Below are 14,589 nucleotides of genomic sequence, written 5' to 3'. Positions count from 1 at the left end.
CGGCGTGAAATCCGGGATCAACGGCTCGACAATCCACAACTCATCCGGCACCAACCGGAGCGCAAGATCCGACGACACGACCCCCAATCATGCCGCACCGCCTCCCGCATCCACGTGAGACACGGTCCAAGCGCCGAACAATTCTCCGCTGGACGGATTACTCTGGCCCCTAGGTTGGTCAAACTGATCAATGTGCGGTGCAGGGGTGGCCCATGACACGCACGCGAAACGAGCGGCTTGCGGCACTGCTAACTGAAGCTGGCTGGTCCAGGGCACAGGCGGCCTCGGCCTACAACAACATCGTCCGCCAGACCAAAGACCGTTCCTGCACGATCATCGGCCGCTCCCACATCAGCATGTGGGTAGGGGGAACCCGGCCCACCGGCAGAGCCCCGATAATCTTGTGTCAGGCACTGTCCCGTCAGCTCAAGCGTGAGATCACGCCGAACGATCTCGGGTTCGAAGTCCCCAACGCACCGCCTTCGGGCCACGCGCAGTGGAGTGTTGACCCCCTGGTGACGCTGACCGACCTGGGGAGAATGGACTTGGACCCCGAGCGCAGAAGCCTCCTGACCGGCGCCGTCTACTCCGCGGCCGCACTGGCCATACCGAATGAGGCGACCTGGCGGGCCCTAGCCGCTTCGACCAACGCCCAAGACCCGCGGACAACCCAGCGCGTCGGGCGCGGGGACGTGATGGCCGTACGTCAGCTCACCGTCGCCTTCTCGCAGCTCGACCAGCGACGCGGCGGCGGGCATGGGAGAACTGCTGTCGTCCAGTATCTCAATTCCGACGTGGCGGCATTCCTGCGCGGTACGTTTCCCGACGCAACCGTCCGCCGGGACATGTATTCAGCAGCGGCCGAGCTGGCCTATCTCGCAGGATGGATGGCCTTCGACAATGCCGAACACGCACTAGCGCAACGCTACTTCCAACTTGCTCTCACGCTGGCAGGCTATGCGGAGAATGAGCCACTGAGTGGGCACATTCTTCGCGCCATGGCACACCAAGCGATTGATCTCGGCTACTACAAGCTGAGCCTGGAACTGTCCACGGAATCCATGAAAGGCCAACGGTATCTGTCGGCGACACCCCGGGAACGAGCCCTGCTCGGCGTCGTGCACGCCCGAGGCCTCGCGGTGAACAACGGCGGGGGCAAAACCGCGAAAGCGCTCCTGAAGGCCGAAGATGATCTACGAGCTGCTGGCGACGGGATCGAGGAACCTCACCGGACCTTCTTCTTCGGCGAAGCCTCCCTGGCGCACGAGACCGGCTGCGCGCTACGCGACTCCGGCGACCATCAGGGCGCCATCCACGAGCTCCAGCGCAGCGTGCGGACGCGGGGCTCGGCCTTCAAACGCACGCACGTCGTTACACTCGGATACCTCGCAGCGGCTCAATGTGGCTCCGGGAGAGTTGAGGAGGCGTGCAAAACCTGGGCCCAGGCGCTGGACGCCCTCGAAGACGGCATCTACTCAGGCCGCGCACGGCAGACCGTGCTGACCATGCGCGAACAGCTCTCCCCATTCAGGCACCGAGGCATCCCGATCGTCGCCAAGCTCGACGCCCGTGGCGCCTCCTACCTCGCCCAAGTAGATTGAGCCCGTCCGGCACCGGAACGAAGGGGCGTCATGGCACAGCCGCTGGAGATACGGCCGATCGGTCATGTCGTCGGAGGCCGCACCGAGCCGACCGATGACCATTGGGGCGGTGCCGCCGTCATCCGTCTCAATTCCGACTTCCCGGCGGAGGTCGTCCAGGGGCTGGAGGAGTTCTCGCACCTGATTGTGGTCTGGCACTTCCACGAGGCCTCACCCGACGATGTTGCGCTCCACGCCAGAAGCCCCCGCAACGACCCCCAATGGCCCCCTAGCGGAACGTTCGTCCACCGCAACCACCGGCGGCCCAACCAACTTGCCCAATCATTCCCGCGCCTCCTGAAGGTCGACGGGCTCGACCTGCACGTCGCCGATCTCGACGCCATCGACGGGACGCCCATCTACGACCTGGCGCCCTACTTCGCTGAGATGGGCCCCCGAGGCGAGGTCCGGGAGCCGAGCTGGCCCGCGGAAATGCTGGCCCAGTACTGGCAGGACGAAGCCTAAGAAGATCATTCCTCGCGAGCGGACGCCCCTAAGGGCGCCGCCGCCGTAAGTCGGTCCGCGAGCCTAACGTCCAGTCCTCTCAGCTTCGGGCAAGCACGCTGCTCACCGAGCATTGACCACTTTGACCATCCGCGGCACCGGCACCGTGTCGTGTGACCCGTCTTTGTGGAGTTTCCTGTGGCAGGAAACGAACCCGACGCAGTGTGGCCAGCCGATCGCATCCTGATCCGCCCGCAGTGCGCCGAACTGGTGACGGCTTCCGAGGACCGGCGATGACGACGCAACAGGCGCAGGCAGTTCCGCAGTACTGGCATCTGGTTCATCCGGCCACCCAGCTGGGCGACTACCGGGGCGTTCACATGACCGGGGACGGGACGCCTGGGCGGCTCCGTGCCCGCGTGGGCGGAGAGCGCGTCCCGGCCGTCGTTCTCGAACGCGGCTCCGCCTTGATCTCCAAATGGGGCCGCCGCGACACCTACGAGGCACCCAGCTCGGACGTCACAACCGCCGCACCGCACATCGTCACGCTGCTCGCGGAGCGATGCACATGATCCGGCGACGTCGGACGGCCCGATTCCGTCGCAACGCGTCCTCCGTACCCAAGGTCCGGACGTGGCTAAAAGATCAGTTGACCACCCTCACACCCGCCCCCAGAGCCGAGGTGGTCGACAAGGCCCTGCTGGGTCTCTCCGAGATCGTTACCAACGCGGTCGAGCACGGGGCGGGACGCCACATCACGGTGGCGTGCACTGTGATCGATGACCGCGTGACGATCGAAGCCCTGGACGGCGGAAAAAATGGAAAGCTCCCCGCCGTCCAGAGCCTCCCACGCGACGGAGCAGAGCACGGCCGAGGACTGTTCCTCCTCGATGCGCTCTCGGACGGCGACTGGGAGTGGGACACCCTCATAGCCGGCCGGACACGAGTCCGCTTCCACCTCTGCCTTGTTCCCGACGCACACGTGGCATGAGGAACACGAACCTCAGTCATGCTCCGGGCGGAACCGCGGCAGGCCTGACGCTCTCGACGTCGCTTCCAGGATCACGTTCGAGTCGTGCGATCGTGGCCGCGGGACGACCTTCGCGTGCCTGTCCTGCGGTTACGACCACCCTGCGTCCTTGCTGCTCCCTGCGGCGGCAGTGGGCATGTTCGCTGGGACGAACGTGGACGATATCTCGTATTGGCGGGCTGTTCCGGTCTTCGAGACGGAGGACGCGGACGCGCCCGCCTGCGAGCTGCCGAACCATCTCCGCGAGTGCGGGGCCGACATCTCGTAGGTCAGCTTCACTCCCATTTCGGCCGAAAGATCCTCGCGCGTGCGGGGCCGACGAGTGGCTGTCTCCGTTCGGGTGAACTGATCGGGAACCATCCCGCGCGTGCGAGGCCGACAAAGCCTCCGAACTCTTCCAGCCGGTGATCGGGGAACCGTCCCTGCGGGGCCGACCTGAACGCATGGGACCCCAACGCCGCCCTCGGGGAACCATCCCCGCGCGTGCGGGGCCGACCCAGTCCAGGAATGGTGACCCCCTGCGGAGGCAGAACCATCCCCGCACGTGCGGGGCCGACGTCTTTCGGCTAAGGCCGGAACGTCAGTTCTACGAACCATCCCGCGCGTGCGGGGCCGACAGGGCCCGTCCGAAAAGGCACGCCTCATACGGCGAACCATCCCCGCGCGTGCGGGGCCGACCGGATCGCCTTAGCGTCATACACGAGACGGCTCGAACCATCCCCGCGCGTGCGGGGCCGACCCGTGGTGCCTAAGCGGACGCAGGAGGAGCGCGAACCATCCCCGCGCGTGCGGGGCCGACCCGTCAGCGCCAGCTCTACGCACGCGGCGCGGCGAACCATCCCCGCGCGTGCGGGGCCGACTCCGGCGCGGTGGTGTACGGCGTTCCGGTCAGGGAACCATCCCCGCGCGTGCTGGGCCGACGGCACCGCCGCCGTCGGCCGCCGCCCCGTGGTGTTCGCCGAACCATCCCCGCGCGTGCGGGGCCGACGTCTACTGCGACAACGACAAGTCTGCGTCCCGGGAACCATCCCCGCGCGTGCGGGGCCGACGTCGCCACACACCCGGCATACGTGGTGGCGAGGGAACCATCCCCGCGCGTGCGGGGCCGACGACCACGTCCACAGGTCGTCGCCCACCGGCCGCGAACCATCCCCGCGCGTGCGGGGCCGACGCGTCCCGCTTCCGGAACAGGGCGGCGGTGCGGGAACCATCCCCGCGCGTGCGGGGCCGACGTCCACCTGGCCTGGCGCGCCATCATCGGCGCGGAACCATCCCCGCGCGTGCGGGGCCGACGTCGCCACACACCCGGCATACGTGGTGGCGAGGGAACCATCCCCGCGCGTGCGGGGCCGACTCCCGCGCTGGGACATCCTGTGGTTCGCCGTGGGAACCATCCCCGCGCGTGCGGGGCCGACGTTGCCTGGGGAGGTCAGCGGAGTCGGCCGAGGGAACCATCCCCGCGCGTGCGGGGCCGACGTGGTCAGGGCGACCCCGATGACCGAGCGGGCGGAACCATCCCCGCGCGTGCGGGGCCGACACGACATGGACGACGTAGTCGTAGTCGATCTCGGAACCATCCCCGCGCGTGCGGGGCCGACGTGGTCAGGGCGACCCCGATGACCGAGCGGGCGGAACCATCCCCGCGCGTGCGGGGCCGACGCCACCGGCACCAGCTCCGCGCCCGGCGCCTGCGAACCATCCCCGCGCGTGCGGGGCCGACCGCGACACAGACCACGTCGCCCTCATCCAACGGGAACCATCCCCGCGCGTGCGGGGCCGACCGGTGCGGGCTGTGCGCTGGTCAGCTCAGCATCGAACCATCCCCGCGCGTGCGGGGCCGACGAGATCACACCCTGCGACACCTCGGACCGCAGGGAACCATCCCCGCGCGTGCGGGGCCGACGTCTTCTGCCGCCCGACCTCCTGGACCTCGCGCGAACCATCCCCGCGCGTGCGGGGCCGACCACTACCGGGCCGTCAAGTCCGGTCGGGACGCCGAACCATCCCCGCGCGTGCGGGGCCGACGGAACCCTTGTCTAGGTCCTCCTGGTGGCTTTGGAACCATCCCCGCGCGTGCGGGGCCGACGAGATGATCGTCCACACCGTTGTGAAGACGAACGAACCATCCCCGCGCGTGCGGGGCCGACTCCACCGACGAGGACGGCGACCGGGCGCCGTACGAACCATCCCCGCGCGTGCGGGGCCGACCGGGCACACCTCACAGGAGACCGCGCGGAAGCAGAACCATCCCCGCGCGTGCGGGGCCGACGCAGCCGCACAGGCCCTCGCGGTCGCGCCAGGAGAACCACCCCCGCGCGTGCGGGGCCGACGACGACATCGCCCGATACACGGCACTTCAGCGGGAACCATCCCCGCGCGTGCGGGGCCGACCCCGCGTGACGCCAGAGCCGACCGAGATCACCCGAACCATCCCCGCGCGTGCGGGGCCGACCTTCCGGCCAGGACCCGCTACCTCGTGGTGACGGAACCATCCCCGCGCGTGCGGGGCCGACACCGTGTTCAGGGCGCTGCCGCGCCGCAAGCAGGAACCATCCCCGCGCGTGCGGGGCCGACGGGACTACTCCCCGGACAACACCTCATCACCGCGAACCATCCCCGCGCGTGCGGGGCCGACGTCAGCTTGTAAACCGAATACGGAACGGCGAAAGAACCATCCCCGCGCGTGCGGGGCCGACACGTACAGGTGCCCGGTTTTCGTCGCCATTGGGGAACCATCCCCGCGCGTGCGGGGCCGACGAGCGCGGACTGCCCGAGGAGGACCGCCCCGTCGAACCATCCCCGCGCGTGCGGGGCCGACTACAGAGGGACTAGAGGGACTTAGGGGGTACGTGAACCATCCCCGCGCGTGCGGGGCCGACGTCATGTCCTTCGGCTCCTTCACAGCCGTTGGGGAACCATCCCCGCGCGTGCGGGGCCGACACGGGAGTTGACCGCCATCGGCGTAGACGTGGCGAACCATCCCCGCGCGTGCGGGGCCGACTCGAGCCTCCTCGGCCGGATCAAGGCCGGCGAGGAACCATCCCCGCGCGTGCGGGGCCGACGCCGTGGCCGCGCCGATCTGCGCGTGGGTCGCGGAACCATCCCCGCGCGTGCGGGGCCGACTGCGGCTGGTTCCGGAGGACGACAACCCGGACCGAACCATCCCCGCGCGTGCGGGGCCGACAGGCGGCCAGCCACGCCATGGAGACGCCAGCAGGAACCATCCCCGCGCGTGCGGGGCCGACACCAGCGCGCCGATCGCGAGCCACACCAGGCTCGAACCATCCCCGCGCGTGCGGGGCCGACGGCGTCCCGGTGGGCAGCTCGGTGATGCGGCGAGAACCATCCCCGCGCGTGCGGGGCCGACGCCCCGGCGTCTACGGGGCTCTACTCGCCAGACGAACCATCCCCGCGCGTGCGGGGCCGACGGCGCGGGCTCCTCGTAGTAGAAGAGGTAGCCGGAACCATCCCCGCGCGTGCGGGGCCGACAACTTCCCCGTTCGCCCGGAGCGTGACCAGCGCGAACCATCCCCGCGCGTGCGGGGCCGACGAGGTCGCCGAGATCGCCCGGGCGACGGAGGAGGAACCATCCCCGCGCGTGCGGGGCCGACCAGGAGCACCTGGAGAAGGCCGCCACGTTGACGGAACCATCCCCGCGCGTGCGGGGCCGACGCCTGCGCGGGCGGGGTGTCCAACCAGCGCTGGGAACCATCCCCGCGCGTGCGGGGCCGACCAGCCCGGGACCGACGTGAATGACGGGATCGCGGAACCATCCCCGCGCGTGCGGGGCCGACATCGCCCATGAGGTGTTCGAGGCGATGGAGGCGGAACCATCCCCGCGCGTGCGGGGCCGACCCTTGCTGACCTGCGACGTTATCAACGAGAGAGCGGGTTTTCATTTAGTTGGATCGCGGTCACGTCCCTCGATCGGGGTGTCGCAGCTTAGAGCGGTGAGGTGCCCGAGATGCAGGTTGAGTTTCCTCAACCGGCACGCTGGCGCAACCGGATTGTGTTGGCCAAGGCGATCTTCGAAGAACTGGGGATCTTCCACAACCGCCGACGCCGCCACAGCGCGCTCGGGATGCTCAGTCCGGTCGAGTACGAGAGGATCCACTCGGTCCCACTGCTGGCATGAGGTTCCGGTATTCCGACACCACCAAATTCGGGTTACATCAACGACACCACGGAACCCGGGACACATTAGAAGTCACGACGCACGAGGCATCTCACGCTGGCAGCGAGATTAGTGAGGTTGGTGGATGTTCGCCAGTAGTTGGTGGGTTTGGTCGTCCGGTTCGGTGTCGAGGTCGGCGAGGCGGTTGGTGAGGAGCTGGTATGTGCGTTTGGCGGCGTCGGGATCGCCGAGTTCGGCTTGGAGCTGCATCAGGTTTCGGTACAGGTGTTCGGCGTAAGGGTCGTGAGAGATGGCCTGTTCGAGCGTGGCTAGAGCTTGTTCTGGGTGGTCGGGTTGGAGGAGCCGGGCGAGGCGGGTTAGGGCGTCGGTGACGGCTCGGCGGAGGTGTTCGCGGTGGTTTTCGGCCCAGTCGTGGGTGAGGTCGGTGGCGAATTCGGCGGTGTAGAGGTCGGCGACTGGTTTGAGAGCGGTGAGGCGTTCGGTGTCGGTGGTGGCGTGTCGGGCGTGGGTGAGTGCGGCGTTGAGGCGTTGTTCGTCGATGTCGATGAGGCCGGGGTCGAGCTGGTAGCGGCCTGCGGTGCGGATGACGTACATGGGTTCGCGGAGTCCGGTCGCGGTGCGGAGCGTTTTGCGGATGTTGGCGACGGCGGTGTTGAACTGGGTGGTTGCGGTGTCGGGTTGGTGGTCGGGCCACAGAGCGGCGATGGCTTGGTCGCGGGTTACGCCGCTGGGGTTGAGGGCGAGGTAGACGATCAGGTCGCGGGCACTCCGGCGGACTCCGGTGGTGATGGGACCGTCGGCGGTGTGCAGACGGACCGGTCCGAGTACCTGGAGGCGGACCGGGCGCGGTTGGTCATGGTCGGTGAGCTGGGGCACCGGAATGCCCGCTTCGCTGCGGGCTGCGTCGTAGTCAGCGCTCCCTTGGCTGGTGTCGGGGCTGGGGGGTTGGATGTCGGCGGTTGCTGATTCGGGGGTGCCGGTGGTGGCGCGGAGGGTGCGGAGCATGGCGTTGGCGTCGTCGGCGGTCAGATGGAACAGAACCGTTCCGGTGAAGCTGTCGGCGTGGGGGCCGTCAGCTTGGACGACGGTGACGTCGTCGGAGAGGTGCACGGTGGTCCCTGCCGGGCAGGGGCCAAGGATGAGGGCGCCGATTCCGTAGCGGCGACCGAGCTGGGTGATGGCGTGAACGGTGGCTGCTGAAGCTTCGGGGATGGTGGCGACTAGCAGGAGGTTGGGGAGTGGCTCGGCCGGGTCGGTGGCGCGTATGGCTGCCAGGTCGGTTTCGTTGGCGGCTTCCAGGAGCCGGGCGCGGCGGAGCACTTCGGCCTCGAGTTGGGTGATGGCGGCCTCCGGTGTGGGGGTGATGGTGAGCCCTGGGATGCCGGTGAGGGGCGTGTCGGGGTAGAGGATCTGGGCGTCGGGCCGGGGGATGAGGACTTCGGCGCGGTCACGGTGGGCCTTGGCGAGGAGGTCGGTGGTGGCTGCCCGTGCGGCGCTCCGGGCGCCGCTTCCGGTCAGTCCCAGGTTCAACCCGGGCAGCGGGAGGGTGACTGTCGTGCGGTCGCGGGTGCCCAGGATGATGTGGTCGGCTGGCGGTGCGGTGCGGTCTTGGATGACAAGGTCGGCGTCGGACGGTATCGGGTCGTCGTGGTCGACGTAGGCCCGATCCAGGTGGGCTTTGCGGGCCTTGGCGACAGGTTCTGGAGGGGCCGATGGGGTGGCGGGGACGTCCGCGGTGTCGGCGAGGGGGCGCCTGCGGCGGCGGTGCAGGCGAGTGGCGGCGATGGCGAGGCTGAGCGCGGCGGCGAGGCCGAGGCCGATGTACGAGCCGGATGACAGGGTGATGGCTGACGATGTGCGGTCCTGCTCCGCGCTCCGTAGCGTGGGTTGAGGCGGTGTGGCGGGTGAGCTTTCCGCCGGTGGTGCGACGACGACCGGGCTTGGAACCTGCGACGGCTTGTCCGCCGTGGCGCCGGATCCGACACGTGGAGCGCGCGGGGTATGGCTGCCTTCTTTGCTCTGCTTGGATTTTGAGGAAGCGCCGGTATTCGCGGAGCCGGGTTTACGGGTTGGTGGAGGAGAAGCCGTCTTCTTCCGGGCTTGGGGGATCCTGACGTGCTGGCCGGGGTGGATGTTGTCGGGGTCGGTGAGTGCCGGTATTCCGTCGGGCTGGTCGACGGCGCGGCTGGCCTTGAAGATCTTGAGGTAGTGGTCGCCCGAGCCGTAGGCGCGACGGGCAAGGTCCCACAGGGTGTCGCCGCGATGGATGATCCGGGTCCGCCACGCTGGCTGGTCGGGCTCCGGTGTCTGGGGCGTGGCGTCGCTGAGCAGGGGGTCCCACTCCGTGCCTTGGGTGGGGGAGGCGCTGGGTTCGTGCGCTGAGGGCGCGTCCGTGCTGGCGTGGGCGGTGGCCGATGCCGGTGCGGACAGGGCTGCGGCAGCGCCGAAGAGGAGAGTGGTGGTCGCGACCAGGTCCCGAGCCAGTAGTTGCAGGGGCCGGACGGGACGCGGCAGGGAGGGAGTCATACGTCCGGCCAGGTAGCAGATGGTTTCGGTGCATGTGGCGGCGGCGAACAGCGTCCAGGCTGTCCAGCCGAGCAGCCGGACCGCGGCCAGGAATAGGCGGTTGTCGGTGTCGGGGCGCAGCAGTATGGCGGTGATCTGCTCCCAGGTCGGAACATGTCCGGGGATGGGAGAGCCGGCCACGATGTAGAGGCCGGTCGGGACTCCTACCAGCAGGATGGCGAAGACCGCTAGGGCGCCGAGTCCTCGCAGGATCTCGATCGCGCGGGTGCGTCGGGCGTAGGTCATGGCTGGGCGGGTCCTCGCACTCCGGTGGTCAGATTCGCGGTCGCGGTGCCGTCGGCGCGCAGGTGGCTGATGCCGATGACGGGCAGGAACAGCGCGGGCCGGGTGATGGTGACGTGGACGTGGATGGCGCGTGCTCCGGACGCGGTCACCGTGCCGGTGTAGCCGCCCGCCCGCAGGTAGTCGCGTGCGGCGCGGATCGCGGCATGGCGGTCGACGGTGAACTCACCGTCGGAGTAAGCGCGGTTGAGATCGACGCGTCCGGCGCCGGCGCGGGCGGCCTCTTGAGCGACGGTGTTAGCGTCCTGGCGGGCTTCGAGTTTCTGCTCGAAGTCGACGACGGCGCCGAAGAACACCACCACGACGAGGGTGAGGATGACGGCGAAGATGCTCACGCTGCCGGCATCGCTGAGTCGCTGTCGGTGCCGCCTGTTCCATGAAGCCAAGGCGGTCACCGGGTCTTCCCCCGGTAGGGATCGACAGGGGATCGGTGCGTCTTGATTACAGTGCGTGATCCTGGCATTCCTGGTAGTGCCACGTCGGCGAGCCGAATGACGCAGGTGACCCGCGCCGACACCGTCCCGGCCTGGCCCACCGGATGATGGAAACCAGACAGGTCGAGTTGGACGGTCGGACGGCAATGCAGTCCTCGGCCGCCCAGCGTCGCCATGGCGCTGGTTGTTGCGTCTGCGTGCGCTTGGGTGGCGGTGCGGGCGATGGAGGCGTGTCGGGCCGCGTCGGCGGCGGCCTGGGCGACGACGGCGCTGCCGTGCTGCACGCGCATCACCAGCAGCAGCCCGGCCAGGAACGTGATGAACAACGGGGCGAGGATCGCCACCTCCACGGCTGCGTTCCCGGCGTCCCCGGTGCTCAACAGTGCGCTCTGCCTGAAACGGTTCCTCATGGCTGCTCGGTGGTGAAGCGTTCTCTTGCGCCCCGTGCCGTGCGGCTGATGGCGATGTCGATGCCGGGCAGGATCGAAGGGGCGCTCCCGGACACCTGGACGGTGATGGTCGTGCCTCCGGACACGGTCACGTCCGGTGAACGCAGCACGGGTTCGGCACGGGCGAAGGAGATGGCGGCGGAGCGGCCGTCGGCGGCGGTGCCGTGCCGGGCCCGGGCCGCGCGTAGTCCTTCTTCGGCGGATGACAGCGCCACGTCACGGGCGACCGAGACCATGACCGCCTGCAGCAGCCCCAGGAACAGCACACCGACGGCGGGGAAGACGATCGCGGCCGTGACGGTCGCCGATCCTGTGTCCCGTCCAAGCTCCTTGATCGGGTTGCGGCGGGTCATGGGCCGCTGGAGCCGGGGATCTTGCTGATCCAGCCGTTCACCTTCCCGGCGACGGCGAGGTAGACGGTGAAGGCCAGGCCGGCGAACCCGGCCACGATGATGATCGTCTCGACTACGCCCGATCCCCGGTCACGCCGAACATCGAGGGCTGCGAAGCGGTTGAGAAGGGCGATCGTCATGCGTGTTGCAGCGGTATAGAGCGTGTTCATGGTCCCCCGAGTCGGTGATGCGATGTCGGCGTTAACCGGATGCCAGGAGCTTGGAGAAGAACGGGAAGCCGATCAGGATCACGAAGCCGAGCATCAGCAGAGAGGTCGGCACCCACATGGCGGTAGTGCGGGCATTGGCCTCGGCTCGTGCGGCAGCGGACGCCTCGTGCCGCATCGAGGTGATCTTGGCGATCAGCACGTCGTGCATCTTGGCGCCCTCGCCACCGGCGATCTCCGCGGTGTGGGCAAGGTCGGTCAGATCCCGGACATCAATGTTGGCGCCGAGCTGGGCGAGTGCACGCCACGGCTGCTGCTGCCCGTGCCGGGCGCGGGTCAGCATCTGGTCGATGCGCTGAAACGGCCACCCGTCGGCGATCTTCGCGGGGTTCTCCAGGGCGGCGTTGAGCGCAGCGCCGGCTTGGCGTTCCAGGACGACCAGTTGCAGGTAGGAGGTGAAGGCGTAGCGGAAGTCCCGGCGCCGCTGCCGGGCCAGGGAACGCACGTTCCAGTCCGGGACCAGCGACAGCACCGCCGCCAGGACAAGGCCCATCACGAGCGGAAAGGCCCACGGCAAGCCGCCGCCCGCCGCGTTGACGAGGCCGGTCAGCACGGACGGGGCTGCGAGGCCGGTGAGGAACAAGGCCAGCTTGTCGACCATGAAGCGTTCGCCTGAACGGTCCAGCAGCGCCAGGTCGGCACGAGGCACAGCGAGCATCCCGGCCGGACGCGCGACGCGTTCGACGAGCCACCGTCCGACCCGGTCAGCGGCCGTCGAGCCGCCAGCGCGCACCGAGGCGGGCTGAAACGGCACGGGTTGGACGCGGGCCAGAGCGGCATCCAGACGTGGCGGCGCGGGCCGGAACTCCCGGACGAGCACGATGACTCCGGCGGCGGCCAGGCATCCGGCGAACACGGCAAGGATGGTCACCGGGTCACGTCCTGTTTGACTGCAGGGCGGGTCATAACCCTTACTGCTTTGGGTTCCTCGTGACGGGTTCCGTCGAGATGACCTCGTGGTCCAGGTGGGAGCGGGTTAGTCCGATCTCGTTGATACTGCGACAGTCGGTCGGGATTTCTGACAAAGTGCCGGTGTTCGTGTGGTTCTGCTGTTCTCGATGAACTAGGGAGTGCCGGGTGCTGGCTGAGGTGCGTTCGCTGGGCAGCCCACGCCGGCTGTGTACTCCGCAGGAGATCGAGGACTTCGAGCAGGAGTTGGTGGATCAGTACGCCTTGGCGGCCGTGGGGGCGGGGATCGCCGACTCGACGATCGCTGCGGAGCGGTCGGTGCTGTTCGATTTCGCCGGTTTCCTGGGGCGGCCGGTGTGGGAGGCGGCTCCAGCCGATGCAGACCGATTCCTCGCCGCCCAGCGTCAACGAGGATTGGCCAAGTCGACGCTGGCGGGTAAGGCGTGCGTGCTGGCCGGGTTCTTCGAGTTCATCATCTCCCGTTACCAGGGTGATGTGCATGCGCTGACCGGTCATGTGCTCATCCAGCCGATTGATGAGTTCAATCGGCCGTCCGGTGTGATCAGTAGCGGCTCGAGCAGGGTGCCGCCGCGCGAGCAGGAGGTGGAGGCATTGTTCACCGGCTGGCGTGAGACGCTCCCGGAGGCGAGGAAGTTCCTTCCCGCGGCACGTGACTATCTGGCGGCCTCGTTGTGGCGGCGCATCGGTTTGCGGATCAACGAGACCGTGATGCTCGACATACGCGATTGGCATCCGGAATTGGGTGAGCACGGAAAACTCCATGTCCGGTTCGGTAAGGGCGCCCGGGGCCGTGGCCCCAAGGTCCGGATGGCTCCGGCGATCAACTCCGTCGACGCGCTGTTGACCTGGTGGTTGACGGAGGTGAGGCACCAGTTCGGTGATGACTGGGCCGACCCGGACGCCCCTCTGCTGCCCAGCGAGCGCCGGGACACGCTGACCGGGCGGTGCACCCGGATCGGCAGCGAGGCATTGCGCGCGGGCCTGAGCGGCGCGGTTGAGCGCTGGCTTCCTGCCTGGTCGGGACGGCTCACCCCGCACGGGCTCCGCCATTTCTGCGCGTCCTCGATGTATGAACGCGGCGTCGACCTCAAAGCCATCCAAGAACTGCTCGGACATGAATGGCTGTCGACCACGACACGTTACATCCACGTCCACGACACCCATATCGAGAACGCCTGGGCGAACGCAAACCACCGGGTCGCGTCGCGATTCAACGCCGACGGGAAGTGACATTGTGCGCTGGAACTTCAGGATGAAGGCCGCCGAGGCCGGGATCTGGAAATCGACCGAAATGCGGCGGCGGCTGGCCGAGGCGGGGTTGGAGATCAGTGCCGGGAAGATGTCCGCGCTGTGGACCGGGACGCCGACCACCGTGCGGCTGGACGACCTGGACGTGATCTGCTCGGTCCTGGAGTGCACCCCCAGCGACCTGCTGATCTGCGAGCCCGAGGCGGTGGCCGCCCGCAGACCGGCCAGCACCGCGGCGGCCACCCCCGCGCCGTCGATCCAGCCCAAGCCGGGTCGGCACCGGTCGGTACCACCGGCGTGACGGCGCCGCGGATGTGCCGCCAGTGCGGCCTGCGGCCGCAGGCCTACCACGACCGCGGCCTGTGCTACGACTGCAAACCCGGGACCAACGGCCGGCCGCTGCCCTGCAAGCGGTGCGGCTCGACCGGCGACTACTGGTCGCAAGGGCTGTGCCGCCGCTGCCACCAGTACGCGCCCCAACTCCCCGGCTCCTGCCGCGACTGCCTGGCCTGGCCCGTGCTGCGCATCCGCGGGTGGAGGTGCGAGGCGTGCACCGGATGGCGGACCTGGAACCCCGGCACCGGGGTGTGCATCAGCTGCACCCGCGAACTGCACCTCAACAAGCACCGGGCGTGCCGGTTGTGCTGGCTGCAGGCCAAACGCGCCCGCCCCGACCAGGGACCCGTCGACGTCATCGCCGGCAACCGGCACGGCCAGCAGCTCATGCTCGCCGGCCTGTCCTCCTCCAAGATCGGATACCGCCCGCACCCCCGGCGGCCGTCCCCCAAACCC

14 protein-coding genes and 1 CRISPR repeat array are annotated in these 14,589 nt (G+C 68.8%); of the genes, 8 read left to right on the top strand and 6 right to left on the bottom strand.

What is annotated here, in order from left to right:
- Window positions 1-212 precede the first annotated feature (212 nt).
- The 5 genes from ETD96_RS27555 to ETD96_RS27540 all read left to right on the top strand — a co-directional run bounded on the left by ETD96_RS27555 (window position 213) and on the right by ETD96_RS27540 (window position 7,249).
- Window positions 213-1,601: an NsdA family TPR-like regulatory protein gene (locus tag ETD96_RS27555; protein ID WP_138639404.1), complete on the top strand. Its 1,389-nt coding sequence runs from the start codon at window positions 213-215 to the stop codon at window positions 1,599-1,601.
- Between the two features lie 30 nt (window positions 1,602-1,631).
- Window positions 1,632-2,105 (top strand): SAM-dependent methyltransferase, encoded by a 474-nt coding sequence (locus tag ETD96_RS27550; protein ID WP_138639403.1) that lies wholly within the window; start codon window positions 1,632-1,634, stop codon window positions 2,103-2,105.
- A 272-nt stretch (window positions 2,106-2,377) separates the two neighbouring features.
- A complete protein-coding gene (locus ETD96_RS45100) occupies window positions 2,378-2,656 on the top strand; it encodes a hypothetical protein (protein ID WP_171069260.1) in 279 nt (92 codons plus the stop codon).
- A complete protein-coding gene (locus ETD96_RS27545; RefSeq protein ID WP_138639402.1) occupies window positions 2,563-3,075 on the top strand; it encodes an ATP-binding protein in 513 nt (170 codons plus the stop codon). Before ETD96_RS45100 ends, ETD96_RS27545 begins: the two co-directional genes overlap by 94 nt.
- A 688-nt stretch (window positions 3,076-3,763) precedes the next feature.
- Window positions 3,764-6,969: a CRISPR direct-repeat array (repeat unit 28 nt; unit sequence GAACCATCCCCGCGCGTGCGGGGCCGAC).
- Window positions 6,970-7,069: 100 nt separating this feature from the next.
- The gene (locus ETD96_RS27540) at window positions 7,070-7,249 is read left to right on the top strand and encodes an IS3 family transposase (protein WP_138639401.1); all 180 of its coding nucleotides are present in this window, start codon (window positions 7,070-7,072) and stop codon (window positions 7,247-7,249) included.
- 108 nt (window positions 7,250-7,357) lie between these two features.
- Here the strand turns inward: ETD96_RS27540 and ETD96_RS27535 are convergent, their stop codons facing one another.
- The 6 genes from ETD96_RS27535 to ETD96_RS27510 form a co-directional block, all read right to left on the bottom strand.
- Window positions 7,358-10,060, bottom strand: a complete 2,703-nt coding sequence (locus ETD96_RS27535; RefSeq protein WP_138639400.1) for a BTAD domain-containing putative transcriptional regulator — start codon at window positions 10,058-10,060, stop codon at window positions 7,358-7,360.
- On the bottom strand, window positions 10,057-10,452 hold the full coding sequence (locus ETD96_RS45095) for a pilus assembly protein TadG-related protein (RefSeq protein WP_171069258.1): 396 nt from the start codon (window positions 10,450-10,452) through the stop codon (window positions 10,057-10,059). The genes ETD96_RS27535 and ETD96_RS45095 overlap by 4 nt, the downstream gene beginning before the upstream one ends.
- A 56-nt stretch (window positions 10,453-10,508) precedes the next feature.
- Window positions 10,509-10,901 carry a TadE/TadG family type IV pilus assembly protein gene (locus ETD96_RS27525; RefSeq protein ID WP_171069257.1) on the bottom strand — a complete coding sequence of 131 codons (393 nt, stop codon included), beginning with the start codon at window positions 10,899-10,901 and terminating at the stop codon, window positions 10,509-10,511.
- 56 nt (window positions 10,902-10,957) lie between these two features.
- Complete coding sequence (locus ETD96_RS27520) at window positions 10,958-11,353, bottom strand: pilus assembly protein (RefSeq protein ID WP_138639397.1); 396 nt, start codon at window positions 11,351-11,353, stop codon at window positions 10,958-10,960.
- Window positions 11,350-11,532, bottom strand: coding sequence for a hypothetical protein (locus ETD96_RS27515; protein WP_138639396.1), 183 nt, complete (start codon window positions 11,530-11,532; stop codon window positions 11,350-11,352). The genes ETD96_RS27520 and ETD96_RS27515 overlap by 4 nt, the downstream gene beginning before the upstream one ends.
- A gap of 61 nt (window positions 11,533-11,593) precedes the next feature.
- Window positions 11,594-12,490: a type II secretion system F family protein gene (locus tag ETD96_RS27510; RefSeq protein ID WP_138639395.1), complete on the bottom strand. Its 897-nt coding sequence runs from the start codon at window positions 12,488-12,490 to the stop codon at window positions 11,594-11,596.
- A gap of 206 nt (window positions 12,491-12,696) precedes the next feature.
- Here ETD96_RS27510 and ETD96_RS27505 point away from each other — a divergent pair, with 206 nt between their 5' ends.
- From ETD96_RS27505 to ETD96_RS27495, 3 genes are all read left to right on the top strand, one after another.
- Complete coding sequence (locus ETD96_RS27505; RefSeq protein WP_138639394.1) at window positions 12,697-13,779, top strand: tyrosine-type recombinase/integrase; 1,083 nt, start codon at window positions 12,697-12,699, stop codon at window positions 13,777-13,779.
- Window positions 13,780-13,801: 22 nt separating this feature from the next.
- The gene (locus ETD96_RS27500) at window positions 13,802-14,098 is read left to right on the top strand and encodes a helix-turn-helix domain-containing protein (RefSeq protein WP_240808274.1); all 297 of its coding nucleotides are present in this window, start codon (window positions 13,802-13,804) and stop codon (window positions 14,096-14,098) included.
- The coding region (locus ETD96_RS27495; RefSeq protein ID WP_205719486.1) for a hypothetical protein at window positions 14,095-14,589 on the top strand (495 nt) is incomplete at its 3' end. The genes ETD96_RS27500 and ETD96_RS27495, both read left to right, overlap by 4 nt.

The organism is Actinomadura geliboluensis (assembly GCF_005889745.1).
GTDB classification, from domain to species: Bacteria; Actinomycetota; Actinomycetes; order Streptosporangiales; family Streptosporangiaceae; genus Spirillospora; species Spirillospora geliboluensis.
Note: the sequence above shows the minus strand (reverse complement) of the source record. Positions and strands in the feature narration are given on the sequence as shown.

Excerpts from the sequence above, each read along its gene's own strand:
- ETD96_RS27555 (WP_138639404.1), top strand. The coding sequence starts at position 213 with ATGACACGCACGCGAAACGAGCGGCTTGCGGCACTGCTAACTGAAGCT.
- ETD96_RS27550 (WP_138639403.1), top strand. The coding sequence starts at position 1,632 with ATGGCACAGCCGCTGGAGATACGGCCGATCGGTCATGTCGTCGGAGGC.
- ETD96_RS45100 (WP_171069260.1), top strand. The coding sequence starts at position 2,378 with ATGACGACGCAACAGGCGCAGGCAGTTCCGCAGTACTGGCATCTGGTT.
- ETD96_RS27545 (WP_138639402.1), top strand. The coding sequence starts at position 2,563 with ATGGGGCCGCCGCGACACCTACGAGGCACCCAGCTCGGACGTCACAAC.
- ETD96_RS27515 (WP_138639396.1), bottom strand. The coding sequence starts at position 11,532 with ATGACGATCGCCCTTCTCAACCGCTTCGCAGCCCTCGATGTTCGGCGT.
- ETD96_RS27520 (WP_138639397.1), bottom strand. The coding sequence starts at position 11,353 with ATGACCCGCCGCAACCCGATCAAGGAGCTTGGACGGGACACAGGATCG.
- ETD96_RS27535 (WP_138639400.1), bottom strand. The coding sequence starts at position 10,060 with ATGACCTACGCCCGACGCACCCGCGCGATCGAGATCCTGCGAGGACTC.
- ETD96_RS27500 (WP_240808274.1), top strand. The coding sequence starts at position 13,802 with ATGAAGGCCGCCGAGGCCGGGATCTGGAAATCGACCGAAATGCGGCGG.